This window comes from Serratia sp. TSA_198.1 (assembly GCF_052686505.1).
This window is the reverse complement of sequence record NZ_JBQZFP010000003.1, coordinates 57,113-84,111: the sequence shown is the minus strand read 5'-3', so window position 1 is coordinate 84,111 and position 26,999 is coordinate 57,113. Positions and strand designations below refer to the sequence as shown.

Here is a 26,999-nt window from a genome sequence, read left to right as displayed (position 1 = left end):
AATAACAAAATTCCCATTTATAAATTCCATTTTTAATTGCTTTATATTTTTTAGTTACTAGACTGCCTGTAAGGCAGAGCTATTACCCGCTGTCCTGCCTCTTTGAGTTTCCTAACAGAATCGCTGCTCTATGGGCGGCTGGGTGAGGGCTTGATGCGGAACAGGATTGTGATTGTCGGCGGTGGAACCGGTGGGACGATATTGGCCAATTTACTGGCCACTAAATTACATCGGGAGATAGTGAATAATAAGGTTGAGTTATTAATGATTTCGGATTCTCCGATTCATTATTATAAACCGGCATTTATGTATGTGGCATTTAACGCCTTTTTTAAACAGGAGTTAATGCGTCCGCAACAAAGTTTGCTGAGCCCGGAAATTAAGTTTGTTGTGGATAAAGCGGAGCGGTTCGATTTATCTCGGCGGGTGATCCATACCCGTAGCGGCAAACAGTACGCGTACGATTTTCTGGTGTTTGCTACCGGTTGCGTGCCTTGGCCCGAGCGTATCGAGGGGTTGGCACAGGCGGGGGATCACTTCTATCAGTATCAGGCTGCCCGGCAGTTGGCACAAAAGCTGGCGATGATCGAAAAAGGCCGCATTTTTATTACCGTCTCCTTCCCTGAAACGCCCAACGTGCCACACCAATGTGGTATCGCACCGATTGAGACCACGCTGATGCTGGATGATTACCTGCGTCGGCGCGGTGTGCGTAAGGCGATTGAGATTGTTTATACCTATCCCAGCGTTTCACAGCTGCTGCGTAACTGCCTGTTTCTACAGCGCCCTACCGCCGAAGCTTTACCCGCGATTTTCGCGGCGCGAGATATTCGCCATCAACGTGGTTTTACCCTCAACCGGGTGGATACGCAGCGACAGGTGGCTTACTCCGCCGAGGGCGAGGAGCAACCTTTCGATATCCTGATGGCGACGCCGCCCATTCGCGCGGTGGAGGCGGTGCGCAATACCGGGCTGAGCGATATCCATAACGGCGAGGGTTGGCTGCCAACCGATCACCAGACGCTGCAGGTGTACGGCCAGCAGGGGGTTTATGTGATTGGCGATACCGTGGATCTGCCCGTCAGCAAAGCCGGCGGCTCCTGCCACAATCAGGCGCCGGTGATCGCCGATAACATTGTGGCTGAACTGAGGCTGGGCCAGACCGTAAGCCACTACGACGGCAAGGTGCAGGCAATTGCTCAGATGGGGCTGCACGCCGGTATGCCGCTAGTTTATGACTACCGGCATGATGTGTTGCCGACGCCGCCGACCAAGGTGGGCGGTATGCTGCGCAACGTGTTTAACCGCGGCCTCTACTGGGCGACGGTTCGCGGGCTGATATAGTGAGGGGTACTGATGAACGCACCTGAAAATGAACCCCTGACGGCACTGCTGGAGAAGCTGGCACCGCTGCTGGCCGGTGGGCGGCTCGATAACGTAGTCGATCTACTGTCGTTGCTGTCAGATGGGGTGGATATCGCAGATAACGCGCTGGTGGAAAAGCTGGCCGGTAAATTTGAAGGCGTAGTAGCCGCAGGATGGGAAGGCGGCATGGCGCTGCGAATGGCACACACGGAACTGCAGCTGGATCCGCCGCCTGCCAATTTTCGTTCACTGTATGCCTTATTGCGCCAGCCGGATACCTTGTTGGGCCTGATGTTGGTGCTGCGTACCTTGCAAATCATCGGTGGGCGTATGCGCATGAGCACGCTGCCGCCTGACGCCGCTGATGAATAACGGGAATTGTTTTACTCGATCAGGTAAGGAGTTGTTATGTCTGACACTATCCGACACGCCTTTGCCACACGTGCGATCCACCACGGCTACAATCCTCAGCAATATCTGGGGGCGCTTTGTCCACCGGTCTTTATGAGTTCGACCTTTGCCTTTCCCACGGCAGAATACGGCGGCGCCTGTTTTGCCGGCAGCGAGCCGGGCTATTTTTATTCCCGCATCGCCAACCCGACGCTAAATCTGCTGGAACAGCGGATAGCCAATCTGGAGGGCGGGGGGGCGGCGGTGGCGTTTTCTTCCGGCATGGGGGCGATAACCGCCTGTTGCTGGACGCTGTTGGCGCCGGGAGATGAGCTGATCGTCGATGAAACCATTTATGGCTGCACTTTCAGCTATTTTCATCAGGGTCTGGCGCGTTTTGGCGTCAAGGTTACGCACGTCGATCTGACGCAGCCGGAAAAACTGGTCGCAGCCATAGGGCCACATACCCGTTTGGTGTACTGCGAAACGCCGGCCAACCCCAATATGCGGTTGATCGATATCGCCGCAGTGGCGGAGATTACCCACCGGCAGCAGGCGCTGCTGCTGGTGGATAACACGTATTGCACGCCCTATCTGCAACAACCGTTGGCGCTTGGTGCGGACATCGTGGTGCATTCCGCCACCAAATATATCGGTGGTCACGGGGACTTGCTGGCCGGGTTGGTGGTGACCACTCAGGATCTGGCGCAAACTATCCGGCTGGTTGGCCTGAAGGACATGAACGGGGCGGTGCTGTCGGCGCAGGATGCGGCGTTGCTGTTGCGCGGCTTGAAGACCTTGCCGTTGCGCATGGAGCGCCACTGCGATAACGCTCAACGGCTGGCGGAAATGCTGTCTCAGCATCCTGCGGTAGAGCAGGTGTATTATCCGGGGCTGGAGACTTTCCCGCAGTATCCTTTGGCTCGGCGGCAGATGACGCGTCCTGGCGGCATGATCGCTTTTGAACTCAAGGGCGGTATGGCGGCGGGTATTCGTTTCCTCAATGCCTTGCAGTTAATCTTGCGTGCCGTCAGCCTGGGGGATTGCGAAACGCTGGCGCAGCATCCGGCGAGCATGACCCATTCCGCTTACAGCGCGGAAGAGCGTCAGCGGCATCATATCAGCGATGGATTGATTCGCTTGTCGGCGGGCCTGGAAGACATAGAGGATTTGTGCGGCGATATCGAACAGGCGCTGGCGCAGGTGTGATAAAAAACCCGCCTGTGGCGGGTTTAAGCGTTAATACTGAGGCGAGCTTGTGACGGGGGAACTTCCCCCTTTTTTACGCACCCACAACCAGTATGCCAGGGTAAGGAAAGCCACCCACACCAGCCCGACGTACAGGGCGATGCGGCTATCCTCGAAGTAACCGAGCAGGCCGATGACGAACAGCATAAATACCGTCGCCAGCGCCGGTGCTATCGGCCACCACGGAACCGGGAAACTCAGTTTGCTGACCTCCTGCGGCGTCAGCGTACGGCGCATGGCTGCCTGCGACAGCAGGATCATCAGCCACACCCAAACGGTCGCGAAGGTGGCGATGGAGGCGATGATCATAAAGACCTGTTTGGGTATCAGGTAGTTAAGCACCACACCCAACAGCAGGGCGACAGACATCACCAGCACCGTCATCCAGGGCACGCCGTTGGCGGTCAGTTTGGAGAAGCTTTTCGGTGCCTGACCATCCTGCGCCATGCCGTACATCATGCGGCCTGCACCGAAGATGTCGCTGTTGATGGCGGAAATGGCGGCGGTGATCACCACCACGTTCAACACGTTGGCGGCGGAGCTGATGCCCAGATTGCTGAAGATCTCCACAAACGGGCTGCCGTTCTGGCCGATGCTGTTCCACGGATAGATGGCCATCAACACCAGCAGCGTCAGCACATAGAACAGCAGGATACGCACCGGCACCGCATTGATCGCTTTCGGCAGCACCTTCGCCGGGTCTTTCGCCTCGCTGGCGGTGATACCGATGATCTCGATGCCACCGAAGGCGAACATCACGACCGCCAGCGAGGCGATCACGCCGCCGATGCCGTTAGGCATAAAGCCGCCGTGCTGCCACAGATTGCTAAAGCCGGTGGCGTGCTGGGTCTGGCCGAAACCAAACAGCATCACCGCCGCGCCGCCGACGATCATCGCCACGATAGCCGCGACCTTGATCAGCGACAGCCAAAACTCCATTTCGCCGAACACTTTCACGCTGCACAGGTTGAGCGCGCCGATAAACATGATAATGCTGAGCACCCACACCCACTGGGCGACGTCCGGGAACCACAGCCCCATATAGATGCCGAAGGCGGTGACGTCCGCCAGGGCGACGATCACCATTTCGAAGGTATAGGTCCAGCCGGTGAGGAAACCGGCCAGCGGGCCAAGATAGTGGCTGGCGTAGTGGCCGAACGAACCGGATACCGGTTGATGCACCGCCATTTCACCCAGCGCGCGCATGACCATAAATACCGCTGCGCCGCCGACCAGGTAAGCCAGCAGCACGGCTGGGCCGGCCAGTTGGATCGCCCCGGCGGAGCCGTAGAACAAGCCGGTACCTATGGCAGAGCCGAGCGCCATAAAGCGGATATGCCGCGCGTTTAATCCGCGTCTGAGTTGTGTTGTTTCATTACGCATGTTGCTTCCCGTTGAGTTTTTATTGCCGAACAGGCACGCGCTATCCGCACCGGGTGGAAAGCACCCGGCGGGACAGAACAAACTGCGTGGTATAACCCTTATTTACTCGAAGTCGCCGCGTTGTTAGCGGCAACGCCAACTACTTTGGGTAGAGGTTTTATTTATGCCTGGCTAGGCAGCAGCGCTGCTGGCATCAGCGATGTCAGGTGACCGGCCGCCAACAGCAGGCTGGCGGCTTCAATGTCGGGGGCGAAGAAACGATCCTTGTCGTAGTAGCTGACGTGTTCACGCAGCGTGCGGCGCGCCTGCTCCAGGGCTTCCGACGTTTTCAGGCCCTTGCGCAGATCCAGTCCCTGACAGGCGGCCAGCCACTCGACGGCTAAAATGCCGCGCACGTTATCCGCCATTTCCCACAGGCGGCGGCCTGCGGCCGGTGCCATGGAGACATGGTCTTCCTGGTTGGCGGAGGTCGGGATGCTGTCGACGCTGGCCGGGTGGGCCAGTGCCTTGTTCTCGCTGGTCAGCGCCGCGGCGGTCACCTGGGCGATCATAAAGCCCGAGTTCACCCCGCCGTTGTCCACCAGGAATGGCGGCAACTGCGACATGTGTTTATCCATCATCAGCGAGATGCGGCGTTCGGACAGCGAGCCGATTTCGGCAAACGCCAGCGCCAGGTTATCGGCGGCCATGGCGACCGGTTCGGCGTGGAAGTTGCCCCCGGACAGCACGTCACCCTCTTCGGCGAACACCAGCGGGTTGTCGGATACGGCGTTGGCTTCGATCTCCAGCACTTCGCTGGCCTGACGGATCTGCGTCAGGCAGGCGCCCATGACTTGCGGCTGGCAGCGCAGGGAGTAAGGATCCTGCACTTTCTCGCAGTTGCGATGCGAATCGGACACTTCGCTGCGTTCGCCGAGCAAGTGGCGGTAGGCGGCAGCGGCGTCGATCTGGCCACGCTGGCCGCGCACCGCATGGATACGCGGGTCAAACGGGCTGCGTGAACCCAGAGCGGCTTCCACCGTCAGGCTACCGGTGACCGTCGCCGCAGCGTACAGGTCTTCCGCGTCAAACAGGCCGCGCAGGGCAAAGGCGGCGGAAACCTGCGTACCGTTCAGCAGCGCCAGGCCTTCTTTGGCGGCCAGCGTCAGCGGTTTCAGGCCCGCTTTGGCCAGCGCCTCGGTGGCAGGCAGCCATTCGCCTTGATAGCGGGCCTTGCCTTCACCCAGCAGCACCAAGCTCATGTGCGCCAGCGGCGCCAGGTCACCGGAGGCGCCAACGGAGCCTTTCAGTGGAATGTGCGGGTAAACTTCTGCATTCACCAGTGCCATCAGCGCCTGGATCACTTCCAGACGGATGCCGGAAAAGCCGCGCGACAGGCTGTTGATTTTCAGCACCATAATCAGGCGCACCAGGCTGTCGTCGGTCGGGGCGCCAACGCCGGCGGCGTGGGACAGCACGATCGAACGCTGCAGGTTTTCCAGATCTTCACGGGCGATGCGGGTGGAGGCCAGCAGGCCAAAACCGGTGTTGATGCCATAGGTGGTGCGGTTTTCTTCAACGATGCGCTCTACGCAGGCAACGCTTTGCTGAATGGCGGCATAGGCGCTGTCGTCAAGCTGAAGGTTGACCGGGTGCTGATAAACCTCACGCAGTTGCGAAAGCCGAAGTTGGCCAGGGCGAATAGTCAGAGCTTTCATGCTTTGTCTCCTTGAGTGGCGGCGACCATCGGTAGGTTCAGACCTTGCTCGCGGGCGCATTCGATGGCGATGTCGTAACCGGCATCGGCATGACGCATTACGCCGGTGGCTGGATCGTTATGCAAGACGCGGGCGATGCGCTCGGCGGCTTCATCGGTACCGTCACAAACGATAACCATGCCGGAATGCTGCGAGAAGCCCATGCCGACCCCCCCACCGTGGTGCAGAGAAACCCAGGTCGCGCCGCTGGCGGTATTCAGCAGTGCGTTGAGCAGCGGCCAGTCGGATACGGCGTCTGAACCGTCTTTCATCGATTCGGTTTCGCGGTTCGGGCTTGAGACCGAGCCGGAGTCCAGGTGGTCGCGGCCAATCACGATCGGTGCGGACAGCTCGCCGCTGCGTACCATCTCGTTGAACGCCAGACCCAGCTTGGCGCGCTGGCCCAGACCGACCCAACAGATACGCGCCGGCAGCCCCTGGAAGCTGATGCGCTCGCGCGCCATATCCAGCCAGTGGTGCAGATGCTCGTCGTCCGGGATCAGCTCTTTAACTTTAGCGTCGGTTTTGTAGATGTCCTGCGGATCGCCGGACAGCGCAGCCCAGCGGAACGGGCCGACGCCGCGGCAGAACAGCGGGCGAATATAGGCCGGTACGAAGCCCGGGAAGTCGAAGGCGTTGCTGACGCCCATTTCTTTCGCCATCTGGCGGATGTTGTTGCCGTAGTCGAAGGTGGGCACGCCCATCTTCTGGAAGGCCAGCATGGCTTCCACGTGTTCGGCCATTGACTGCTTGGCGGCGATGACCACCTGAGCGGGTTCGGTCTGCGCACGCTGGCGGTATTCTTCCCAGCTCCAGCCCTTCGGCAGGTAGCCGTTCAACGGGTCATGGGCGCTGGTCTGGTCGGTGACCATGTCAGGGCGCACGCCGCGGCGTACCAGTTCCGGCAGGATATCCGCCGCGTTGCCGCACAGGGCGATAGAGATGGCTTTGCCTTCGGCGGTGTATTTCTTGAGGCGCGCCAGCGCGTCGTCCAGATCGGTCGCCTGTTCATCGACGTAGCGGGTTTTCAGCCGGAAATCGATGCGGCTCTGCTGGCATTCGATGTTCAGCGAGCTGGCACCGGCCAACGTAGCGGCCAAGGGTTGTGCGCCGCCCATGCCACCCAGACCGGCGGTCAGCACCCAGCGGCCTTTCAGGCTGCCGTCGTAATGCTGACGGCCAGCTTCCACGAAGGTCTCGTAAGTGCCCTGGACGATGCCTTGGCTGCCGATGTAGATCCAACTGCCGGCGGTCATTTGGCCGTACATGGCCAGGCCTTTGGCATCCAGTTCGTTAAAGTGTTCCCAGGTAGCCCAGTGTGGCACCAGGTTGGAGTTGGCGATCAGCACGCGCGGCGCGTTGCTGTGGGTTTTGAATACGCCGACCGGCTTGCCGGATTGCACCAGCAACGTTTCGTCGTCTTCCAGCGTTTTCAGGGTGGCGACAATTTTGTCGTAGCAGTCCCAGTCACGCGCGGCGCGGCCAATACCGCCGTACACCACCAGTTCATGTGGGTTTTCCGCTACTTCAGGATCGAGGTTGTTCATCAGCATGCGCAGCGGCGCTTCGGTCAGCCAGCTTTTTGCATTTAATTGTGTGCCGCGTGGTGCGCGTACATCGACATGGCGAACTTTGTTATTTGCAGTCACAGCATTTTCCTCAAACAGTATCGGTGCAGATTCCATGACGCGGTGGGGTTAATCATCACGCCATAACAATGCGTAGGGTTTATTAACATATACTTGTATGTACAAGCATATGCAACACTGACCAGTGGATGCCGTAAATGGCATAAGAGAAAGCTATTTTTGTTTATTATCAATGATATGATGTTGTTTATGGAGCTGAGATCATTAGGTTGGGGCAGAAGAATAGTGAGCTATTCAACAAAAATGAATTAAAAATGGGTCATTTTTGAGCGTCAAATCACAATAATTTTACATACCCATTACAAGTTAGCGGTGGCGATAAAAAAATCATATCGCCGACAGCAAAACGCCCGCCGACCCATTTGCAGGGAGCAAGCTGGAACGACGTCCAGTCGGCCTAAAGGATTGGACACATCCATGTGTCTCATCATGGCGGGGGGTTGCCTTATGCCGTCGGTTGCAGCGCCGCTCTTCGGGTCATTTTGAATACCGTAGCGATGGCGGCGATCAGCGCCGGTACGCACAGGAACATCAGGATGCTTTGCACTTCCCAGTGCATGGCCAGCAGTTGCGCGCCCATCATGGTGCCCGCCACGCCGCCAAAGCGGCCGATGCCCTGCATCCAGGCGATACCGGTGGCGCGGCTGTGGGTGGGGTAAAAGGTGGCGGCCAACGTTTGCAGGCCCGACTGCGCGCCGTTCATGGTGATCCCCATCAGGAAGATAAAGGTGCCCAGCAACACGATGTGGCTGTCCTCGGTCGCCATCGCCACAATCAACAGGGCGGTGACCACAAAGCCGCTTGATACCACCTTATGGGCGTTCCAGCGGTCCATCAGCCAGCCGGCCGCCAGAATGCCGAGGGTGCCGCCGAAGGTGAACAGCGAGGTCAGAATGGCCGACTGTTCAAGCTGATAACCCAACCCCTGCATCAGGATCGGCATCCAGCTAAGCAGCACGTAATAAATCACCAGCCCCATGAAGTAGGTTAGCCACAGCATCAACGTGCCGGCCAGATAAGGACGGGTAAACAGCAGGCCGACGCTGGTTTTTGATTGCGCCAGCTTCTCTTCATACAGATAGAAACGCGTGACGTTATCAATATTCTGGCTGACAAAACGCTGGGCTATGCGTCTGATTTTCATCGCGTCTTTGCCGCGGTTCACCATGTATTTCACCGATTCCGGCAGGAACAGGATCAACAGTATCGTCAGGATCAACGGGGCAAGCGCCCCCAACAACAGCACGCTGTGCCAGCCGTAGGCCGGGATCAGCCACGATGAGATAGCGCCGCCACCGGCCGCACCCAGCGGGAACCCGCAGTACATGGTGTTAATCGCCATTGAACGGCAGCGCTGCGGCGCATATTCGGAAATCAGCGTGATGGCGTTCGGCATCGCCGCACCCAAGCCCAGCCCGGTCAGAAAACGCCACAGCGTCAGGCTGTTGAGCGAACCGGCATAGGCGGTGGCCAGGCTGGACAGGCCGAAGAACAGGCACGAAAACACCAGCACCCGCTTGCGGCCGATGCGATCGGAGATCGGTCCGGCCACCAGTGCACCGAGTGACAGCCCCAGCAGCGCGGCGCTCAGTACCGGGCCGAGATCCTGTCTCACAATTCCCCAATCTTTGGCGACCGAAGGGGCGATATAGCCCATTGCCGCAGTGTCAAAGCCATCAATGGCAAGGATCAGAAATCCCAAAATGATCAAAGTCCAATGGAACAGCGAGAATTTGCTGTCGTCGATGGCTTGCTGAATATTCAACTCGGTGGAATGAGCCATGGCACCCTCTAAACGCAGATGTGATGTTGGTGGATGCACTGCCGGAACCGATGTTCGGCTTGTGCTTGCCTGTATATACATCTGCGTCGCGGCAATTCATGTCAAATATATTTGTCCGATTTGTTATCTGGATGTTGTTTTTGCGCTGCAGGATGCATCGCCAATGCGGCCGTTGACGCAGATAAACGTAATAAATGAAGCAGATAGGCGGTGGGGTAGGCTGAACCGCGGGCAGAAGATAAAATTTAATACAATTTAGCCGGTTTGGTTGCCGGGCCGTAATCTGAGATAATCGCTTTTTCCCTATCCTGATTGAGAAACCGATGCAGTACCCGATTAATGAAATGTTCCAAACCTTGCAGGGCGAAGGCTTTTTTACCGGCGTTCCGGCCATTTTTATCCGCCTGCAGGGCTGCCCGGTAGGATGCAGCTGGTGCGATACCAAACATACCTGGGAAAAGGAAGCCAATCGGGAAGTGGATATGCAGCGGATCCTGGTAAAAACCGAAGAGAGCGATGCCTGGGGCAGCGCCAGCGCGGAGCAACTGCTGGCCGTCATGCGCCAGCAGGGCTATACCGCACGTCACGTGGTGATCACCGGCGGCGAGCCGTGCATTTACGATCTGACCCCGCTGACCCAACTGCTGGAAGACAACGGCTATGGCTGCCAGATTGAAACCAGCGGTACCCATGAGGTTCGGTGCTCGGCGAAAACCTGGGTGACGGTTTCCCCCAAGGTGAATATGCGCGGCGGCATGAAGGTGTTGGATCAGGCTTTGCAACGTGCAGACGAGGTGAAGCATCCTGTTGGACGCGAGCGTGATATTGAAGCGCTGGATGCGCTATTGGCGACGCTGCACGATGAAAAACCGCGGATTATCGCGTTGCAGCCAATCAGTCAAAAGGAAGAGGCGACTCGCCTGTGCATTGAAACCTGCATTGCGCGCAACTGGCGCTTGTCGATGCAGACGCATAAGTATTTGAATATTGCATAAAAACTCAGGGCGCTATACAGCGCCCTTTCTTCAACCTTTATAGACGCATCCCGCGCTGCAGGTTTCTTTCACCATTACCGCACTCAGTTCCGGCAACTGGGGTTTAAGCTGTTGCCAGATCCAGGCGGCAAGCACTTCGCTGGTGGGATTTTCCAATCCTGGAATATCGTTCAGATAATGGTGATCCAGGCGCTCCCAAATCGGGGAGAACACGGCTTTAAGCTCGGCGAAATCCATCACCCATCCGGTGTGTGCATCCACTTCACCGGTCACTTCCAGACGCACCATAAACGAATGCCCATGCAGACGGCCGCATTTATGGCCCTCCGGCACATGCGGCAAACGGTGTGCGGCTTCAAACTGAAAATCTTTAAACAGCGTGGTTGCCATTATTACGGCCTCATTGACTCAAAAACCGCCGCATAGTACCGGAAAGCTCGCCTGCTTGCCATTTATACTGCTTTAGTCTAGCCGCGCGCCGTTAAACCGGCGTTAGCACTTTTTTTGTTTGGTCCGTGCCGCACCTATCGGATGGGGTAATCAGCGGTAAATGCGATTCATTCAAAAATCGCCAAAAAAACCGGTTTATTTTCAAAAGGATAAAAAACGCGCTTTAGCGTTTTAACCGTTATCCCTTACCAGAAAAACCGCTTAGTCATTTTGGTTATTATTTATTGCTATCCCTTATTTAATCGTTGCTATTGTGCTCGGTAACCTTACAAACTCTCCTGATCTTTTCAGGACCCCAGACTGAACGAAAAGACAGCGACTGACATTGGCGAGCGCCTAGCTGGATAGGTGCCATACCCGTTGCCTTTCAAACTGCAGCGTTGTTACCTGCACTCGTTCACCCTGGTGACTTACCTAAGTAAGCGCCTGGAGTGAGCGAGTTGGCCGCCCGGCTGCAGCTTGAAATTAATAGGCTATAAGTAAGGAAATAAGTACTGCGATGACGACTCAGGCTCCTCCAACATCTTTGCTCCCGCTGACGCCCGAACAGCTGGCGCGCCTGCAAGCGGCGATTGGTGAATATTCACCGACGCAGCTGGCGTGGCTGTCAGGCTATTTCTGGGGAATGGTTAACCAACAACCTGGAGCCGTAGCCATTGCGCCGGCTGCATCCGCTGCCGCCAACATCACGATAATTTCTGCCTCCCAGACCGGCAATGCGCGCCGCCTGGCGGAGCAGCTGCGTGACGATCTGCTGGCCGCCAAGCTGAGCGTCACGCTGGTGAACGCCGGCGACTACAAGTTCAAGCAGATTGCCCAGGAACGTTTGCTGGTGATCGTCGCCTCCACGCAGGGGGAGGGCGAGCCGGCGGAAGAGGCGGTTGCGCTGCATAAATTCCTGTTCTCGAAGAAAGCCCCCAAACTCAACGAGACCGCGTTTGCGGTATTTGGGCTGGGGGACACTTCCTACGAGAATTTCTGTCAGTCCGGTAAAGATTTCGACGGCAAGCTGGCCGAGTTGGGTGCCGAGCGTCTGGTAGAACGCATTGACGCCGATGTGGAGTATCAGGAGCTGGCCACGGCCTGGCGCAAGCAGGTAGTGGAGGTGCTGAAAGCGCGTGCGCCGGCGGAAAACGCCGCACCGGGCGTGCTGGCTAGTGGCGCTGTTGACCTGCTCGACAGCAGCCCGTACAGCAAAGAACAGCCGCTGACTGCACAACTGGCAGTGAAGCAAAAAATTACCGGCCGCGGCTCCGATAAAGACGTGCGGCACATCGAGATCGATCTCGGCGATTCCGGTCTGCGCTACAAACCGGGCGATGCACTGGGCGTATGGTTCGATAACGATCCTGCGTTGGTGGACGAACTGGTTCAGTTGCTGTGGCTGAAGGGTGATGAGCCGGTGGAAGTGGAGGGCAAGACCCTGCCGCTGGCTGAAGCGTTGCGCAGCCACTTCGAGCTGACGCAAAACACCACGCCGATTGTCGATAAATATGCCGCGCTGTCGCGTGACGAGAAATTGATTGGCCTGTTGGCGGATAAAGCCGCGTTGCAGCATTACGCGCACAATACGCCGATCGTCGACATGGTGCGCCAGGCCCCGGCAGATCTCAGCGCCGAGCAGTTGATTGGCCTGCTGCGCCCGTTGACGCCGCGTCTGTATTCCATCGCCTCCTCGCAGGCTGAGACCGAAAACGAAGTGCACGTCACCGTTGGCGTCGTACGTTACGACATCGACGGCCGCGCCCGCGCCGGCGGCGCTTCCAGCTTCCTGGCCGATCGCCTGGAAGAGGACGGCGACGTACGGGTTTTCATTGAGCATAACGACAACTTCCGCCTGCCGGCCAACCCGGAAACCCCGGTGATCATGATCGGTCCCGGCACCGGCATTGCCCCGTTCCGCGCCTTCATGCAACAGCGTGACGTTGAGGGTGCAAGCGGCAAGAACTGGTTGTTCTTCGGCAATCCGCATTTTACCGAAGATTTCCTGTATCAGGTTGAGTGGCAACGTTATGTCAAAGACGGCCTGTTGACCCGCATTGATTTGGCCTGGTCGCGTGACCAGCAACATAAAGTTTACGTGCAAGACAAGCTGCGCGAACAGGGCGCTGAAGTGTGGCGCTGGATTCAGGAAGGCGCGCACATTTACGTCTGTGGCGATGCGAACCGCATGGCGAAAGACGTGGAAAACACATTACTGGAACTGGTGGCCGAGCACGGTGGCATGGATACCGAGCTGGCGGATGAATTTTTAAGTGAGCTGCGCCTTGAGCGCCGTTATCAGCGAGATGTTTACTGATGAGTGATAAACACCCGGGGCCTCTGGTGGTTGAAGGCAAACTGGCCGATGCCGAGCGTTTGAAGAAAGAAAGCAACTTTCTGCGCGGCACTATCGCCGAAGATTTGAAGGACGGCCTGACCGGCGGTTTCAACGGCGATAACTTCTTGCTGATCCGTTTCCACGGCATGTACCAGCAGGACGACCGCGATATCCGCGCCGAGCGCGCCGAGCAGAAGCTGGAACCGCGTCATGCGATGATGCTGCGCTGCCGTCTGCCGGGGGGCATTATTTCCCCGCAGCAATGGCTGGGCATCGATAAGTTCGCGCAGGAAAGCACGCTGTACGGCAGCATTCGCATCACCAACCGTCAGACCTTCCAGTTCCACGGTATTGTGAAGGGCAACGTCAAGCCGGTGCATCAATTGCTGAACCGTCTGGGGTTGGACGCGCTGGCTACCGCCAACGACGTGAACCGCAACGTGCTCTGCACCTCGAACCCGGTGGAGTCCGAGCTGCATCAGGAAGCCTACGAGTGGGCGAAGAAGATCTCCGAGCATCTGCTGCCACGTACCCGCGCTTATGCGGAAGTGTGGTTGGATCAGGAAAAAGTGGCGACCACCGACGAAGAGCCGATCCTCGGTGCCACCTATCTGCCGCGTAAATTCAAAACTACGGTGGTGATCCCGCCGCAGAATGACGTCGATCTGCACGCCAATGACATGAACTTTGTAGCGATCGCCAAGAACGGCAAGCTGGTGGGCTTTAACCTGCTGGTGGGCGGCGGCTTGTCGATTGAACACGGCAACAAAAAGACCTATGCGCGTCAGGCCAGCGAATTCGGTTACATTCCGCTGGAACACACGCTGGCGGTAGCCGAAGCGGTGGTGACCACTCAGCGCGACTGGGGTAATCGTACCGATCGCAAGAACGCCAAAACCAAATACACGCTGGAACGCGTCGGTGTGGATACCTTCCGCGCCGAAGTGGAAAAACGCGCCGGCATTACCTTTGAACCGATCCGCCCGTACGAATTCACCGGGCGCGGCGATCGTATCGGTTGGGTAAAAGGCATTGATAATCAATGGCACCTGACGCTGTTTATTGAAAACGGCCGCCTGCTGGATTATCCGGGTCGCCCGTTGAAAACCGGCGTTGCCGAGATCGCCCGCATCCACAAGGGGGATTTCCGCCTGACTGCCAATCAAAACCTGATCGTCGCCGGCGTGCCGGAAAGCGAGAAGGCGAAGATCGAAGCCCTGGCGCGCGATCATGGTCTGATCGACGACGGGATCAGCGAGCAGCGTAAAAACTCGATGGCCTGCGTGTCTTATCCTACCTGCCCGCTGGCGATGGCTGAGGCCGAGCGCTTCCTGCCGGAGTTCGTCACCAAGGTGGAAGGGATCATGCACCAGCATGGCGTGGGTGATGAGCACATCGTGTTGCGTATCACCGGCTGCCCGAACGGCTGCGGCCGTGCGTTGCTGGCGGAACTGGGCCTGGTGGGCAAGGCGGTAGGCCGCTATAACCTGCATTTGGGCGGTAACCGTGAAGGCACGCGCATTCCACGCATGTACCGTGAAAATATTAACGAAGAAGAAATTCTCAAGGAGATCGACCAACTGGTTGGCCGCTGGGCGAAAGAGCGCACTGTGGGCGAAGGTTTTGGCGATTTCACCATCCGCGCGGGCATTGTCAGGCCGGTTGTGGATCCGGCGCAGGATTTCTGGGACTGACGCCGTTTGGCCCCTCTTTGGAGGGGCCAAGTGAGCGCGGTAGAGTTCAAGAATCAGGAGGCAGGCAATATGGCTGAATTCGATCTGGCGGCGCTGAATGCGTTGCCCAAGTCCGGACAGGCGTTGAAGCTGGGGGCCGTCAACGGCCAACTGGAAACCCTTTCCGCCGAGCAACGCGTGGAATGGGCGTTGGAACATCTGCCCGGCGAGTTTGTGCTTTCTTCAAGTTTTGGCATTCAGGCGGCGGTGTGTCTGCATCTGGTCACCCGGATCAAGCCGGATATCCCGGTGATCCTCACCGACACCGGCTATCTGTTCCCTGAAACCTATCAGTTTATCGATCAACTGGTCGACAAACTGAAGCTGAATCTGCAGGTGTTCCGTGCCGAGCAGTCGCCTGCCTGGCAGGAGGCGCGCTATGGCAAACTGTGGGAACAGGGTGTAGAAGGTATCGAGAAATACAACCAGATCAACAAGGTTGAACCGATGAATCGCGCACTGGAGACCCTTGGCGGGCAGACCTGGTTCGCCGGCCTGCGCCGCGAGCAATCCGGCAGCCGTGCCAACTTGCCGGTGCTGGCGGTGCAGCGTGGCGTATTCAAAATCCTGCCGATTATCGATTGGGATAACCGCAAGATCTATCAATACCTGACCGACCACGGCCTGAGTTACCACCCGTTATGGGAGCAAGGCTATCTGTCGGTCGGGGATACCCATACCACGCAGAAATGGGAGCCGGGCATGAGCGAAGAAGAAACCCGCTTCTTCGGCCTCAAGCGTGAGTGCGGTCTGCACGAAGGCTAATTTTGCAGTTAACCCGCTCAAGGCCCGGCAACGTTTGTCGGGCCTTGTTATTTCAGTTGGACATTACTTTTTCTGCGCTTTAACCGGATGCGCCTGCGCCAGTTCCTTGATTAGCGGCAGCAGGATCTGCACGCTCTCGCGGCTGCGCTTGTCGATCCTGCCCGGCAGATAACGTTCCAGATACTGCAGGTTGTCGTACTGCGGGCGATGCCAGGTCATGCCTTGCGGGAAATGGGGGCTGACGGCGCGCTGCTGGTAGCCGTCTTTATCACCCAGAGACCAGTTGGTGGCTTCGACCGAAAGCACCGGCATACCTGCGTTATCAAACACCTCCTGATCGGAACAACAACCGGTGCCTTTCGGCCGCTGTTTGCTGCCAGGGTTAATGGCGGCGGCGATGCCGTAACGGTGGGCGATATCCAGGGCGCGATCGCGGCTCCGCTTAGCCATCTTCGGCGGCGTATTGCGACCGGCGTTGAAGTACAGACGATCGCCGGTTACCAGGCTGTCGAGGTTAATCACCAGTACGGTGTTGCGTTTTTCTTCCGCGCTCATGCGTTGCAGGTAGTTCTGTGCGCCCAGCGAACCGATCTCCTCGGCGCTGGTGGCAACAAAGCGCAGGCCGTAAGCGGTGGGGATGTTCTTCAGGCGTTCCGCCAACTCCAGCATTACGCCGACGCCTGAGGCGTTGTCGTCGACGCCCTGCAGCGTCAACCCGCCAAGGTTATTGTCCAGATCGGTATCGCTTTGCGGGGTGTAAGTATCAAAATGCGCCACGATCAGGATCTGCTGCGGACTGCTGCCATTTTTGGCGGCGATCACCGAGCTGGCGGTGACGTTATTCCAGTTCTTTTTACCGTCTTTGCTGGTGTAGAGATAGCGGGTGTTGAAGCTGCGGATATCGCTCTGATAGCCCATCTTGCCGAATTGTTGTTTGAGGTAGTCTGCCGTGAGCAATTCTGCCGGGCTGCCCGCCATGCGGCCGGGGAAATAGGTGGCGATATGGCGAATCTGGTCGGCGGCGAATTTCCCCACGGGGGCTTCTTTCACTGCCGGGAGAGCGGCCGAAACGCTGAAAACGCCGCTGAGCGCTGCTGCCAGCAGGCCGGTCTTCAGGTAAACGCGGGAGAACATACCGAAAAATCCTTCTTTGATATCGGCGATACCGATGATTTTTTGCGGTGTCCAGTATGAGACGACGCGCGGCATTACACAATTTCTTCGGCTCCTAATTTTGGTGTCGGCGCGCAAACTTTCACCCTGCTTATCACCGCCTGAGCCATGCAATGCGGCCTATATTCCATAAAGGAACTATTAATTCCTTTTCGTCATTTCAGAGGCTAAATCTCAGCCCGTATAGTCACACTATCTTCCCGCATTACGAAAAGGCTGTTGTGGACTATCTACCTATATTTGCCGACCTGAAACAACGCCCGGTGTTGGTCGTTGGCGGCGGCGAAGTGGCTGCGCGCAAAGTTGATCTTCTCCTGCGCGCCGGGGCTGAAATACGGATAGTTGCGCAGTCGCTCTCACCGGAACTTGAACATCAGCGTCAGCAGGGGCATATCCGCTGGCTGGGGCAGGCTTTCGCCGCGCAACAGCTGGATGACGTTTTCCTGGTGATTGCCGCAACCGACGACAGCGTGCTGAATGCCCAGGTGTTTAGCGAGGCGGATAAACGCCGGGTGCTGGCTAATGTGGTCGACGATCAGCCGCGCTGCTCGTTTATTTTCCCGTCGATTATCGATCGCTCACCGCTGGTGGTGGCCGTTTCTTCCAGCGGCCAGGCGCCGGTATTGGCGCGCATGCTGCGCGAAAAGCTCGAAGCGCTGTTGCCTGCCAGCCTGGGGCAGATGGCGGAAGTGGCCGGGCGCTGGCGCGGCCAGGTGAAGCAACGGCTGAGTTCGATCGGCGAACGTCGTCGCTTTTGGGAGAAAACCTTCGGCGGTCGCTTCTCCACGCTGGTGGCCAATGGCCAGCAGGCGCAGGCGGAGCAGCAGTTGGAGCAGGATTTGCAGCAGTTTGCACTGGGCAGCGAAGGCACCCAGGGTGAAATTGCGCTGGTGGGCGCAGGCCCTGGCGACGTGGGGTTGCTGACCCTGCGTGGGCTGCAGGTGATGCAGCAGGCCGATGTGGTGCTATATGACCATTTGGTTAGTGATGAAATCCTGGATTTGGTGCGTCGCGACGCTGAACGCATCTGTGTGGGTAAACGCGCCGGGGCGCACTCGGTGATTCAGGAAGAAACCAACCGTCTGCTGGTGGAACTGGCGCAGCAGGGCAAACGCGTGGTGCGGTTGAAGGGGGGCGATCCCTTTATCTTTGGCCGCGGAGGCGAAGAGCTGCAAGTGGCTGCAGCCGCAGGCATTCCATTCCAGGTTGTGCCAGGTGTAACTGCAGCGGCCGGGGCGACGGCTTATGCCGGCATTCCGCTGACGCACCGTGACCACGCGCAGAGCGTGACCTTTATTACCGGCCACTGTCGTCCCGACGGCGACGGGCTGGATTGGGCCGATCTGGCGCGTGCGCGACAGACTCTGGCTATCTACATGGGCACCATGAAGGCGGCGGATATCAGCCAGCGCCTGATTGCTCACGGCCGCGAGGCCAGCACGCCGGTCGCGGTGATCAGCCGCGGTACGCGTGCGGACCAACAGGTGCAGATCGGTACCTTGCAACAACTCGAACAATTGGCTCAACAGGCACCGTTACCGGCGCTGCTGGTGATCGGCGAAGTGGTGGAACTGCATCATCAAATCGCCTGGTTTGGGCATCAACCGCAGACGGAAGGGGTATCACGCCCAGCCGTCGTGAATTTGGCTTAAGGATCTGTTATGGACGAAAAACGACTCACTCATTTGCGGCAATTGGAGGCGGAGAGTATCCATATCATCCGTGAAGTCGCCGCTGAATTCGGCAACCCGGTGATGCTCTATTCCATCGGCAAAGACTCTTCCGTGATGCTGCACCTGGCGCGTAAGGCGTTCTACCCAGGCACGTTGCCTTTCCCGCTGCTGCATGTGGATACCGGCTGGAAATTCCGCGAAATGTACGAATTCCGTGATCGCACCGCGAAAGAATACGGCTTTGAACTGCTGATACACAAAAACCCGGAAGGCGTGGCGATGGGCATCAACCCGTTCGTGCACGGCAGCGCCAAGCACACCGATATCATGAAAACCGAAGGTCTGAAGCAGGCGCTTAACAAGTACGGCTTCGACGCCGCCTTTGGTGGGGCGCGCCGTGACGAAGAGAAATCGCGCGCCAAAGAGCGCATCTATTCCTTCCGCGACCGCTTCCACCGCTGGGATCCGAAAAACCAGCGCCCGGAGCTGTGGCACAACTACAACGGCCAGATCAACAAGGGTGAGAGCATTCGCGTGTTCCCTCTGTCGAACTGGACCGAGCTGGATATCTGGCAATACATCTTCCTGGAAAAAATCGACATCGTGCCGCTGTATTTGGCGGCACCGCGTCCGGTTGTAGAGCGTGACGGCATGTTGCTGATGGTGGACGACGATCGTATCGATCTGCAGCCGGGCGAAGAGATCAGCCAGCGTATGGTGCGCTTCCGCACCCTGGGCTGCTGGCCGCTGACCGGCGCGGTGGAATCGGAGGCGGAAACGCTGCCGGAGATCATCGAAGAGATGTTGGTATCTACCACCAGTGAGCGCCAGGGACGGATGATCGACCGCGATCAGTCCGGCTCGATGGAGCTGAAGAAGCGTCAAGGGTATTTCTAAGGAGCCGCCGGATGAAGACTATAGTTTCGCAAAACCAGGCAATTGCCCAGCAAATCGCTGACCAGGGCGGAGTAGAAGCCTATCTGCACGCGCAGCAACATAAAAGCCTGTTACGGTTCCTGACCTGCGGCAGCGTCGATGACGGTAAAAGCACCCTGATCGGCCGCTTGCTGCACGATACCCGCCAGATCTACGAAGATCAGCTGTCAACGCTGCACAGTGACAGCAAGCGTATCGGTACTCAGGGCGAGAAACTCGATCTGGCGCTGCTGGTGGACGGCCTGCAGGCCGAGCGCGAGCAAGGCATCACCATCGACGTGGCTTATCGCTATTTCTCGACCGAAAAACGCAAATTTATCATCGCCGATACCCCGGGACATGAGCAGTACACCCGCAATATGGCGACCGGCGCTTCGACCTGCGATCTGGCGATCCTGCTGATCGACGCCCGCAAAGGGGTGTTGGATCAAACCCGCAGACACAGCTTTATCGCTACGCTGCTGGGGATTCGTCACCTGGTGGTGGCGGTTAACAAAATGGATCTGGTGGACTATAAAGAGTCGGTGTTCGAGCAGTTCAAGCAGGACTATCTGACCTTTGCGCAGCAGTTGCCGAACGATCTGGACATCAAGTTCGTGCCGCTGTCGGCACTCGACGGCGACAACGTCGCGACCGAAAGCGTGCATATGCCTTGGTACAGCGGCCCTACGCTGCTGCAGGTATTGGAAACCGTGGATGTGATCAGCGAGCGTGAAGCGCAGCCGCTGCGCTTCCCGGTGCAATACGTCAACCGACCGAATCTGGATTTCCGCGGCTACGCGGGCACGCTGTCGGCCGGTGTGGTGCGTGTGGGCCAACGTGTGAAGGTACTGCCTTCCGGCGTGGAATCCACCGTAGCGCGCATCGTCACCTTTGATGGCGACTTGCAGGAGGCGGTGCCGGGCGAAGCCATTACGCTGGTGCTGAAAGATGAAGTGGACATCAGCCGCGGCGATCTGCTGGTCGATGCCGGGGAAACCCTGCAGGCGGCGCAAAGCGCGTTGGTTGACGTGGTGTGGATGGCTGAGAAGCCGCTGCTGCCGGGCCAGAGCTATGACATCAAAGTCGCGGGCAAAAAGACCCGAGCGCGCGTGGAAGGCATTCGCCACCAGGTAGAAATCAACTCGCTGGCGCAGCATCAGGCGGATACCCTGCCGTTGAACGGCATCGGTTTGGTGGAACTGACCTTTGACGAGCCGCTGGTGCTGGACAGCTATCAGCGCAACCATGATACCGGCGGGCTGATCTTTATCGATCGTTTGAGCAACGTTACGGTCGGCGCCGGCTTGATCCGCGAAACCTTGCAAGGTGCGCAGGCGCTGGCGGGGGACCATAGCGCGTTCGAGCTGGAACTGAACGCCCTGGTACGCAAGCACTTCCCGCATTGGGGTGCGCGCGACCTGCTTGGGGGCAAATAACGTGACCGAGGATCAACAACGGCCCACCGGGCCGGATGATGACAACGTGGTCTGGCATCCGCATGCGGTAACGCGTGCGGATCGCGAAGCCCGCAACGGCCATAAGGGTGTGGTGCTGTGGTTTACCGGGCTTTCCGGCTCGGGAAAATCTACCGTTGCCGGCGCGCTGGAACAGGCTCTGCATGCGCTTGGCGTCAGCACCTATCTGCTGGACGGCGATAACGTGCGTCACGGCTTGTGCCGCGATCTGGGTTTCTCCGATGACGATCGGCGTGAGAATATTCGCCGCGTGGGCGAAGTGGCAAAGCTGATGGTGGATGCCGGGTTGGTGGTGCTGACCGCGTTTATTTCACCGCATCGCGCCGAACGGCAAATGGTGCGTGAACTGCTCGATAGCGATCGTTTTATCGAGGTGTTTGTCGATACCCCGTTGGCGATTTGCGAAGCGCGCGATCCTAAGGGATTGTACAAAAAAGCACGTGCCGGCGAGCTGCGTAATTTCACCGGGATCGACTCGGTTTACGAGGCGCCGCAGCAGCCTGATATTCACCTTGATGGCCAACAATTGGTAACAAATTTGATTGCGCAATTGTTAGACGTGTTGCGTGGTCGGGCTATTATCAAACCCTGAATTCAAAAAAGCGTGTGGCGTTTTTGCGCCATACGCTTTTTACGCTAAGCTCGCCGCAGAGCGCGCCGAATAACCAGGGATTACTATGCAAAATGTCTCGCCTGTCTTGATCGACTCTACGCTTGAAAAAGAGGAACCCTCGTATTCTTTCCTGGGCGGCGTCTGCGGCTTTATTTTCTACTGGCTGGCGTTCGCTGTGCCGTTTCTGGTTTACGGTTCCAACACCCTGTTCTTTCTGCTCTACACCTGGCCGTTCTTCCTGGCTCTGATGCCGGTTTCGGTGCTGATTGGCATCACGCTCAGCATGTTGCTGCGCGATAGGCTGCTGCTGACGTTGCTGCTGACCGGCGTGATCGTGCTGTGCCTGTTCTGGCTGGTATTCAGTTTCCTGACCGGCTGGTGAGCTGCCGGGCGCCAAACCAGCGTGCCCTAAGCATTGCAAAGCGGTGCTGAAGGTTACAAAACTTTGCTTAACACGCCTGAATGCGCGGTTGGGGCGGGTGGGTGAACATCTGCTGCGGCAACCTTTCCTCTTAATCACGCCCCGAACGGTGAATTTAGCCCCATCTGCGCTAAAATGCTGTTTTCCGGCATTGCCAGCGGTGCAAACAGAGTAAGACTGCCACCCCATTTTTCTTGCTGCATCACCTCCAAAAGCATAACAGGAGAAAAAACCGTGCGGTCGATAGGTTTTTTCTGAGATGAAATGGGCTTTTTTTACCGCTTTCAGCGCGAATTTAGGTTATAAACTCAGTAAATTCTCATCCTTACTCTGAATTTGGCGGTGAATGCCGCTCTCAGTGTGGAGTCCAACGAAAAGTTGTGGGATGATTGGTCGGTTTTTCAGGGGGCGGAGATGGGAAAACTTACGCTGCTATTGCTGGCATTGCTCGGATGGTTACAGTATTCACTGTGGCTGGGTAAAAATGGTGTTCACGATTACGTGCGGGTCAATGAGGATGTTGCGCTCCAACAGGGCAGCAATGCTAAATTGAAAGCGCGTAACGATCAGTTGTTTGCCGAAATCGACGATTTGAACGGTGGTCAGGAAGCGATCGAAGAGCGTGCGCGCAATGAACTGAGCATGATTAAGCCCGGTGAAACCTTCTATCGTCTGGTTCCTGATCAATCAAGACGCAACGCGGCGTCCTCCTCGCAAAATAACGTACAAAAGTAACGAATGAATCACTCTGCAGGCACCTTTCCCTCGGTGATTGCCGTCCTGCCCGCTGCCGGTATCGGCAGCCGCATGCAGGCGGATTGCCCGAAACAATATTTGACCATCGGTAAGCAAACCATTCTCGAACATGCGATCCACGCGCTGCTGCGTCATCCGCGCATTCCGCAGGTGATTGTGGCGATCGGTCCTGAGGATCGGCAGTTTTGCCAGTTACCTATTGCCCAGGATCCTCGAGTACGGGTGACCGTTGGCGGCCGGCAGCGCGCCGATTCGGTAATGGCCGGGTTGCAACTGGCGGGCGAGGCTGATTGGGTGCTGGTGCATGACGCCGCACGCCCCTGCTTGCATGCAGAAGATCTCGATCGTCTGCTGGCGATCACCGAACACAGCAACGTTGGCGGCATTCTGGCGGCAATGGTGCGCGACACCATGAAGCGGGCGGAGCCCGGCCACGCAGCTATCTCCCATACCGTTGAACGTCAGGACCTGTGGCATGCGCTTACGCCGCAACTCTTCCCGCTGCAATTGCTCAAGCTTTGTTTGCAGCGCGCGCTGGACGACGGGGCGACGGTCACCGATGAAGCCTCTGCGCTGGAGCATTGCGGTTATCACCCGCTGCTGATTGCCGGGCGCTCGGACAATATTAAAGTGACGCGGCCGGAGGATTTGGCACTGGCGGCGTTCTATTTAACCCAGTTAGACGATTAAGGAGCGCATCATGCGTATCGGTCACGGTTTTGACGTACATAAATTTGGTGGCGAAGGGCCGCTGGTGATCGGTGGTGTTCGCATCCCTTATGAAAAAGGTTTGCTGGCCCATTCGGACGGTGACGTGGCCCTGCATGCGGCGACGGATGCCCTGCTGGGGGCGGCGGCGCTTGGGGATATCGGTAAGCTGTTTCCGGACACCGATCCGGCCTTCAAAGGCGCCGACAGCCGCGAGCTGCTGCGTGAAGCCTGGAAACGCATCCGCGCCAAAGGTTATCGTCTGGGGAACCTGGATATCACTATTATTGCCCAGGCGCCCAAAATGGCGCCGCATATTCCGCAGATGCGCATTTTCCTGGCGGAAGACCTGAAGTGCCATATGGACGACGTTAACGTGAAAGCCACAACCACCGAACAGCTTGGTTTTACCGGGCGTGGCGAGGGCATTGCCTGCGAAGCGGTTGCCTTGTTGATCAAGGAATAACGCATGGATATGGCTAATTTGACCTGGCTGCACGGCCAGCCGCAAAGTACAGGCGTGCTGAAAGCCAGCCCGGAAGATTTCGTGGTGGTGGAAGATCTGGGCTTTGAGCCGGACGGAGAAGGCGAACATGTGCTGGTGAACATCCGCAAGAACGGATGTAACACCCAGTTTGTCGCCGATTATCTGGCGCGTTTCGCCGGCATTCACGCCCGTTCGGTCAGCTACGCCGGCCTGAAAGATCGCCATGCGGTGACCGAACAATGGTTCTGCCTGCATCTGCCGGGCAAAGAAACGCCTGATTTCAGTCAGTTCTCGCTGGAGGGCTGCGAAGTGCTGGCCAGTGCCCGCCATCTGCGAAAAATGCGCATCGGTACGCTGAAAGGCAATGCTTTTACTCTGGTGCTGCGTCAGATCTCCGATCGTCAGGATGTGGAACAGCGCCTGCAGGCCATTGCGGCGGGTGGCGTGCCGAACTATTTCGGCAGCCAGCGTTTTGGTCGCGGTGGCAATAACCTGGTCATGGCGCGCCGCTGGGCGAATGATGAGATCCGGGTTAAAGAACGCAGCAAGCGCAGTTTTTACCTTTCCGCCAGCCGCAGCGCGCTGTTTAACCTGATCGCCAGCCGACGCTTGGCCAATCAACTGCACCGCACGGTGCTGGAAGGGGATGCGCTGCAACTTACCGGCCGCGGCAGTTGGTTTGTCGCCAAACCGGACGAACTGGCTGAGTTGCAGCAGCGGCTGGATGCCGGTGAACTGTTGATTACCGCACCGTTGCCGGGCGACGGCGAACCGGGCACCGCCGGGGAAGCGCTGAACGTTGAACAGCAATGTTTGGCGGAACAGCCGGAACTGATGGCGTTGTTAAAGCGGGAACGCGTTGATCCGGCTCGTCGCGCGTTGTTGCTGCAGCCGCAAAAGATGCAGTGGAATTGGTGGGACGATGCCACCGTTGAATTGCGCTTTTGGCTGCCGGCCGGCAGTTTTGCCACCAGCGTGGTACGCGAAATCATGCGGCAAGAGAGCAGTGACGCGGACATTAGCGAGTAATAAAGAAAACCTGCAGAGGCAGGTTTTTTTTCGTCTGGCGAAGGGTGACCGTGAAACTGGGGGGCTTTTGACCTGCCAGTGGCTGGGCGGTCAAAATTCGTCTTTCCCCTTGGTTACTGGACACGCCGGGGGGAGTAAACATAATATCTGCTGGTTAAGTACCGCCTTTTGGGCGGCTATTGCGAGTATTTAAATGCCAGGCTGCGTGAAACGCTGCGTGGGTGAGAGAGATAAAAGAAGACAACCTCTTATGCGGATATTGCTGAGTAATGACGACGGTGTTACCGCCCCTGGTATCCAGGTGCTGGCGGCGGCGCTACGGGAATTCGCTGAGGTGCAGGTTGTGGCGCCCGATCGTAACCGCAGCGGCTCTTCGAATGCGCTGACGCTGGAATCACCGCTGCGTACCCTGACGTTGCCCAATGGTGACATTGCAGTGCAGCAGGGAACGCCGACCGACTGCGTGTATCTGGGCGTGAATGCCCTGATGCAGCCTGCGCCGGACATCGTGGTTTCCGGCATCAACGCCGGCCCCAATCTTGGCGATGACGTTATTTATTCCGGCACCGTAGCGGCCGCCATGGAGGGGCGCCATTTGGGCTTGCCCGCGTTGGCCGTGTCGTTGAATGGCCATCAGCATTACGCTACTGCAGCTGCTATCACCTGCCGCGTGCTGCGCGCTTTACAGCGTGAACCGTTGCGAACGGGAAAAATTCTGAATATTAACGTACCGGATTTACCGCTGGACCAGATCAAAGGCATTCGCGTGACCCGCTGCGGCAGCCGTCACCCGGCCGACAAAGTGTTCTGCCAGCAAGATCCGCGTGGGCAAAACCTCTATTGGATTGGGCCGCCGGGTGATAAGTTTGATGCCGGGCCAGACACGGATTTCGCCGCGGTGGAGCAAGGGTATGTGGCGATAACGCCATTGCAGGTGGATTTAACCGCCTATGCGGCCCAGGACGTGGTAAAAACGTGGTTAACCAAAGCAGGGGTTGGCGGGGAATGGTGAACAAGCGTATGCAAACATTGCTGACGCAACTGCGTCAACAGGGGATCCAGGAAGAACGGTTGCTGCAAGCGATAGAGGCGGTACCGCGTGAACGCTTTGTTGACGAAGCGCTTGAACACAAAGCCTATGAAAATACTGCGCTGCCTATCGGCTCAGGCCAAACCATTTCCCAACCTTATATGGTTGCGCGAATGACCGAATTGTTGAATCTGACGCCAACGTCGAGAGTCCTGGAGATCGGTACAGGCTCCGGCTATCAAACCGCTATTCTGGCGCATCTGGTGCAACATGTCTGTTCCGTCGAACGTATCAAAGGGCTGCAATGGCAGGCCAAGCGCCGTTTGAAACAGCTCGATCTTCACAACGTGTCCACGCGTCATGGCGACGGCTGGCAGGGGTGGGCATCGCGCGGCCCGTTTGATGCCATTATCGTTACTGCAGCGCCGCCGGAGATCCCACCGGCGCTGATGGAGCAACTGGACGACGGCGGCATTCTGGTGTTGCCGGTGGGCGAACAGACCCAAACTCTCAAGCGTATTCAACGTCAGGGTAATGATTTTGTCATCGATACCGTCGAAGCGGTGCGTTTTGTGCCGCTGGTGAAGGGTGAGCTGGCCTAAGGATTGTCTGAATTTTAGGCGTAAAACGAAATCTGTTGCACTTTCATCACGCCTGGTTAAGGTTTTAACGTTTCAATAAAGTTAATTTTCAATACAATTGCCTTTCTGCGTAGTTGTCTTATGGTGCGGCATCGCTAATGTGGTTAGCATTGGCGCGCTGTTTTGAGGCTCCGGCAGGAGATTTCCTGGCATTCAGGGATCGGCCGCGGGCACCTTTCATCGCAGAAACTGAGAGAGTGGTAAAAGCTCAGCTACGATGTAAAGGGTATTTTGGATATATCGCTGATATTGCTGTCA

Annotated in this window: 24 protein-coding genes; 18 read left to right on the top strand and 6 right to left on the bottom strand. The window is 57.5% G+C overall.

Annotated features, from left to right (window positions below; all coding sequences use genetic code 11):
* Positions 1-153 precede the first annotated feature (153 nt).
* The 3 genes from ACUTSW_RS15065 to ACUTSW_RS15055 are packed head-to-tail and all read left to right on the top strand — an operon-like array spanning position 154 to position 2,964.
* Positions 154-1,344, top strand: a complete 1,191-nt coding sequence (locus ACUTSW_RS15065; RefSeq protein WP_445584779.1) for an NAD(P)/FAD-dependent oxidoreductase — start codon at positions 154-156, stop codon at positions 1,342-1,344.
* A gap of 12 nt (positions 1,345-1,356) precedes the next feature.
* Positions 1,357-1,737 carry a hypothetical protein gene (locus ACUTSW_RS15060; RefSeq protein WP_063198748.1) on the top strand — a complete coding sequence of 127 codons (381 nt, stop codon included), beginning with the start codon at positions 1,357-1,359 and terminating at the stop codon, positions 1,735-1,737.
* Between the two features lie 36 nt (positions 1,738-1,773).
* Complete coding sequence (locus ACUTSW_RS15055; protein ID WP_445584778.1) at positions 1,774-2,964, top strand: methionine gamma-lyase; 1,191 nt, start codon at positions 1,774-1,776, stop codon at positions 2,962-2,964.
* Positions 2,965-2,994: 30 nt separating this feature from the next.
* Here ACUTSW_RS15055 and ACUTSW_RS15050 read toward each other — a convergent pair whose 3' ends face one another.
* The 4 genes from ACUTSW_RS15050 to ACUTSW_RS15035 form a co-directional block, all read right to left on the bottom strand.
* The gene (locus tag ACUTSW_RS15050) at positions 2,995-4,386 is read right to left on the bottom strand and encodes an amino acid permease (protein ID WP_013811526.1); all 1,392 of its coding nucleotides are present in this window, start codon (positions 4,384-4,386) and stop codon (positions 2,995-2,997) included.
* Positions 4,387-4,547: 161 nt separating this feature from the next.
* The gene (gene hutH / locus ACUTSW_RS15045; protein WP_445584777.1) at positions 4,548-6,083 is read right to left on the bottom strand and encodes a histidine ammonia-lyase; all 1,536 of its coding nucleotides are present in this window, start codon (positions 6,081-6,083) and stop codon (positions 4,548-4,550) included.
* The gene (gene hutU, locus ACUTSW_RS15040; protein ID WP_004950232.1) at positions 6,080-7,771 is read right to left on the bottom strand and encodes a urocanate hydratase; all 1,692 of its coding nucleotides are present in this window, start codon (positions 7,769-7,771) and stop codon (positions 6,080-6,082) included. Before hutU ends, hutH begins: the two co-directional genes overlap by 4 nt.
* A gap of 445 nt (positions 7,772-8,216) precedes the next feature.
* Positions 8,217-9,554: an MFS transporter gene (locus tag ACUTSW_RS15035; protein ID WP_063198753.1), complete on the bottom strand. Its 1,338-nt coding sequence runs from the start codon at positions 9,552-9,554 to the stop codon at positions 8,217-8,219.
* 323 nt (positions 9,555-9,877) lie between these two features.
* Between ACUTSW_RS15035 and queE the strand changes: the two genes are divergently transcribed.
* Entirely contained in the window at positions 9,878-10,549 is a 672-nt protein-coding gene (gene queE, locus ACUTSW_RS15030; protein ID WP_073440738.1) for a 7-carboxy-7-deazaguanine synthase QueE, read from the top strand.
* A 30-nt stretch (positions 10,550-10,579) separates the two neighbouring features.
* Here queE and queD read toward each other — a convergent pair whose 3' ends face one another.
* The gene (queD, locus tag ACUTSW_RS15025; protein WP_004950240.1) at positions 10,580-10,939 is read right to left on the bottom strand and encodes a 6-carboxytetrahydropterin synthase QueD; all 360 of its coding nucleotides are present in this window, start codon (positions 10,937-10,939) and stop codon (positions 10,580-10,582) included.
* Positions 10,940-11,498: 559 nt separating this feature from the next.
* Here queD and cysJ point away from each other — a divergent pair.
* The 3 genes from cysJ (at position 11,499) to ACUTSW_RS15010 (ending at position 15,817) form a co-directional block, all read left to right on the top strand.
* Positions 11,499-13,298 carry an NADPH-dependent assimilatory sulfite reductase flavoprotein subunit gene (gene cysJ, locus ACUTSW_RS15020; RefSeq protein WP_445584776.1) on the top strand — a complete coding sequence of 600 codons (1,800 nt, stop codon included), beginning with the start codon at positions 11,499-11,501 and terminating at the stop codon, positions 13,296-13,298.
* The gene (cysI, locus tag ACUTSW_RS15015; RefSeq protein WP_013811531.1) at positions 13,298-15,013 is read left to right on the top strand and encodes an assimilatory sulfite reductase (NADPH) hemoprotein subunit; all 1,716 of its coding nucleotides are present in this window, start codon (positions 13,298-13,300) and stop codon (positions 15,011-15,013) included. The genes cysJ and cysI overlap by 1 nt, the downstream gene beginning before the upstream one ends.
* A 69-nt stretch (positions 15,014-15,082) precedes the next feature.
* Positions 15,083-15,817 (top strand): phosphoadenylyl-sulfate reductase, encoded by a 735-nt coding sequence (locus ACUTSW_RS15010; protein ID WP_006323641.1) that lies wholly within the window; start codon positions 15,083-15,085, stop codon positions 15,815-15,817.
* Positions 15,818-15,880: 63 nt separating this feature from the next.
* Here ACUTSW_RS15010 and ACUTSW_RS15005 read toward each other — a convergent pair whose 3' ends face one another.
* Positions 15,881-16,951, bottom strand: coding sequence for an aminopeptidase (locus tag ACUTSW_RS15005; RefSeq protein WP_241922295.1), 1,071 nt, complete (start codon positions 16,949-16,951; stop codon positions 15,881-15,883).
* A 260-nt stretch (positions 16,952-17,211) separates the two neighbouring features.
* Here ACUTSW_RS15005 and cysG point away from each other — a divergent pair, with 260 nt between their 5' ends.
* From cysG to ACUTSW_RS14950, 11 genes are all read left to right on the top strand, one after another.
* Entirely contained in the window at positions 17,212-18,642 is a 1,431-nt protein-coding gene (gene cysG / locus ACUTSW_RS15000) for a siroheme synthase CysG (RefSeq protein WP_199638311.1), read from the top strand.
* A 9-nt stretch (positions 18,643-18,651) separates the two neighbouring features.
* A complete protein-coding gene (gene cysD, locus ACUTSW_RS14995) occupies positions 18,652-19,560 on the top strand; it encodes a sulfate adenylyltransferase subunit CysD (protein ID WP_004950261.1) in 909 nt (302 codons plus the stop codon).
* Between the two features lie 11 nt (positions 19,561-19,571).
* Positions 19,572-21,017: a sulfate adenylyltransferase subunit CysN gene (gene cysN / locus ACUTSW_RS14990; RefSeq protein ID WP_062869661.1), complete on the top strand. Its 1,446-nt coding sequence runs from the start codon at positions 19,572-19,574 to the stop codon at positions 21,015-21,017.
* Between the two features lies 1 nt (position 21,018).
* Positions 21,019-21,648, top strand: coding sequence for an adenylyl-sulfate kinase (gene cysC / locus ACUTSW_RS14985; RefSeq protein ID WP_004950265.1), 630 nt, complete (start codon positions 21,019-21,021; stop codon positions 21,646-21,648).
* Positions 21,649-21,733: 85 nt separating this feature from the next.
* On the top strand, positions 21,734-22,051 hold the full coding sequence (locus ACUTSW_RS14980) for a DUF3561 family protein (protein WP_062869662.1): 318 nt from the start codon (positions 21,734-21,736) through the stop codon (positions 22,049-22,051).
* A gap of 453 nt (positions 22,052-22,504) precedes the next feature.
* Positions 22,505-22,825: a cell division protein FtsB gene (gene ftsB, locus ACUTSW_RS14975; RefSeq protein WP_004950270.1), complete on the top strand. Its 321-nt coding sequence runs from the start codon at positions 22,505-22,507 to the stop codon at positions 22,823-22,825.
* A 3-nt stretch (positions 22,826-22,828) separates the two neighbouring features.
* The gene (gene ispD, locus ACUTSW_RS14970) at positions 22,829-23,536 is read left to right on the top strand and encodes a 2-C-methyl-D-erythritol 4-phosphate cytidylyltransferase (protein ID WP_062869663.1); all 708 of its coding nucleotides are present in this window, start codon (positions 22,829-22,831) and stop codon (positions 23,534-23,536) included.
* 10 nt (positions 23,537-23,546) lie between these two features.
* Positions 23,547-24,020, top strand: coding sequence for a 2-C-methyl-D-erythritol 2,4-cyclodiphosphate synthase (ispF, locus tag ACUTSW_RS14965; RefSeq protein ID WP_445584775.1), 474 nt, complete (start codon positions 23,547-23,549; stop codon positions 24,018-24,020).
* A 3-nt stretch (positions 24,021-24,023) separates the two neighbouring features.
* Complete coding sequence (truD, locus tag ACUTSW_RS14960) at positions 24,024-25,070, top strand: tRNA pseudouridine(13) synthase TruD (RefSeq protein ID WP_445584774.1); 1,047 nt, start codon at positions 24,024-24,026, stop codon at positions 25,068-25,070.
* A 250-nt stretch (positions 25,071-25,320) separates the two neighbouring features.
* The gene (gene surE / locus ACUTSW_RS14955; RefSeq protein WP_006323649.1) at positions 25,321-26,082 is read left to right on the top strand and encodes a 5'/3'-nucleotidase SurE; all 762 of its coding nucleotides are present in this window, start codon (positions 25,321-25,323) and stop codon (positions 26,080-26,082) included.
* On the top strand, positions 26,076-26,702 hold the full coding sequence (locus tag ACUTSW_RS14950) for a protein-L-isoaspartate(D-aspartate) O-methyltransferase (RefSeq protein ID WP_006323650.1): 627 nt from the start codon (positions 26,076-26,078) through the stop codon (positions 26,700-26,702). Before surE ends, ACUTSW_RS14950 begins: the two co-directional genes overlap by 7 nt.
* Positions 26,703-26,999 lie beyond the last annotated feature (297 nt).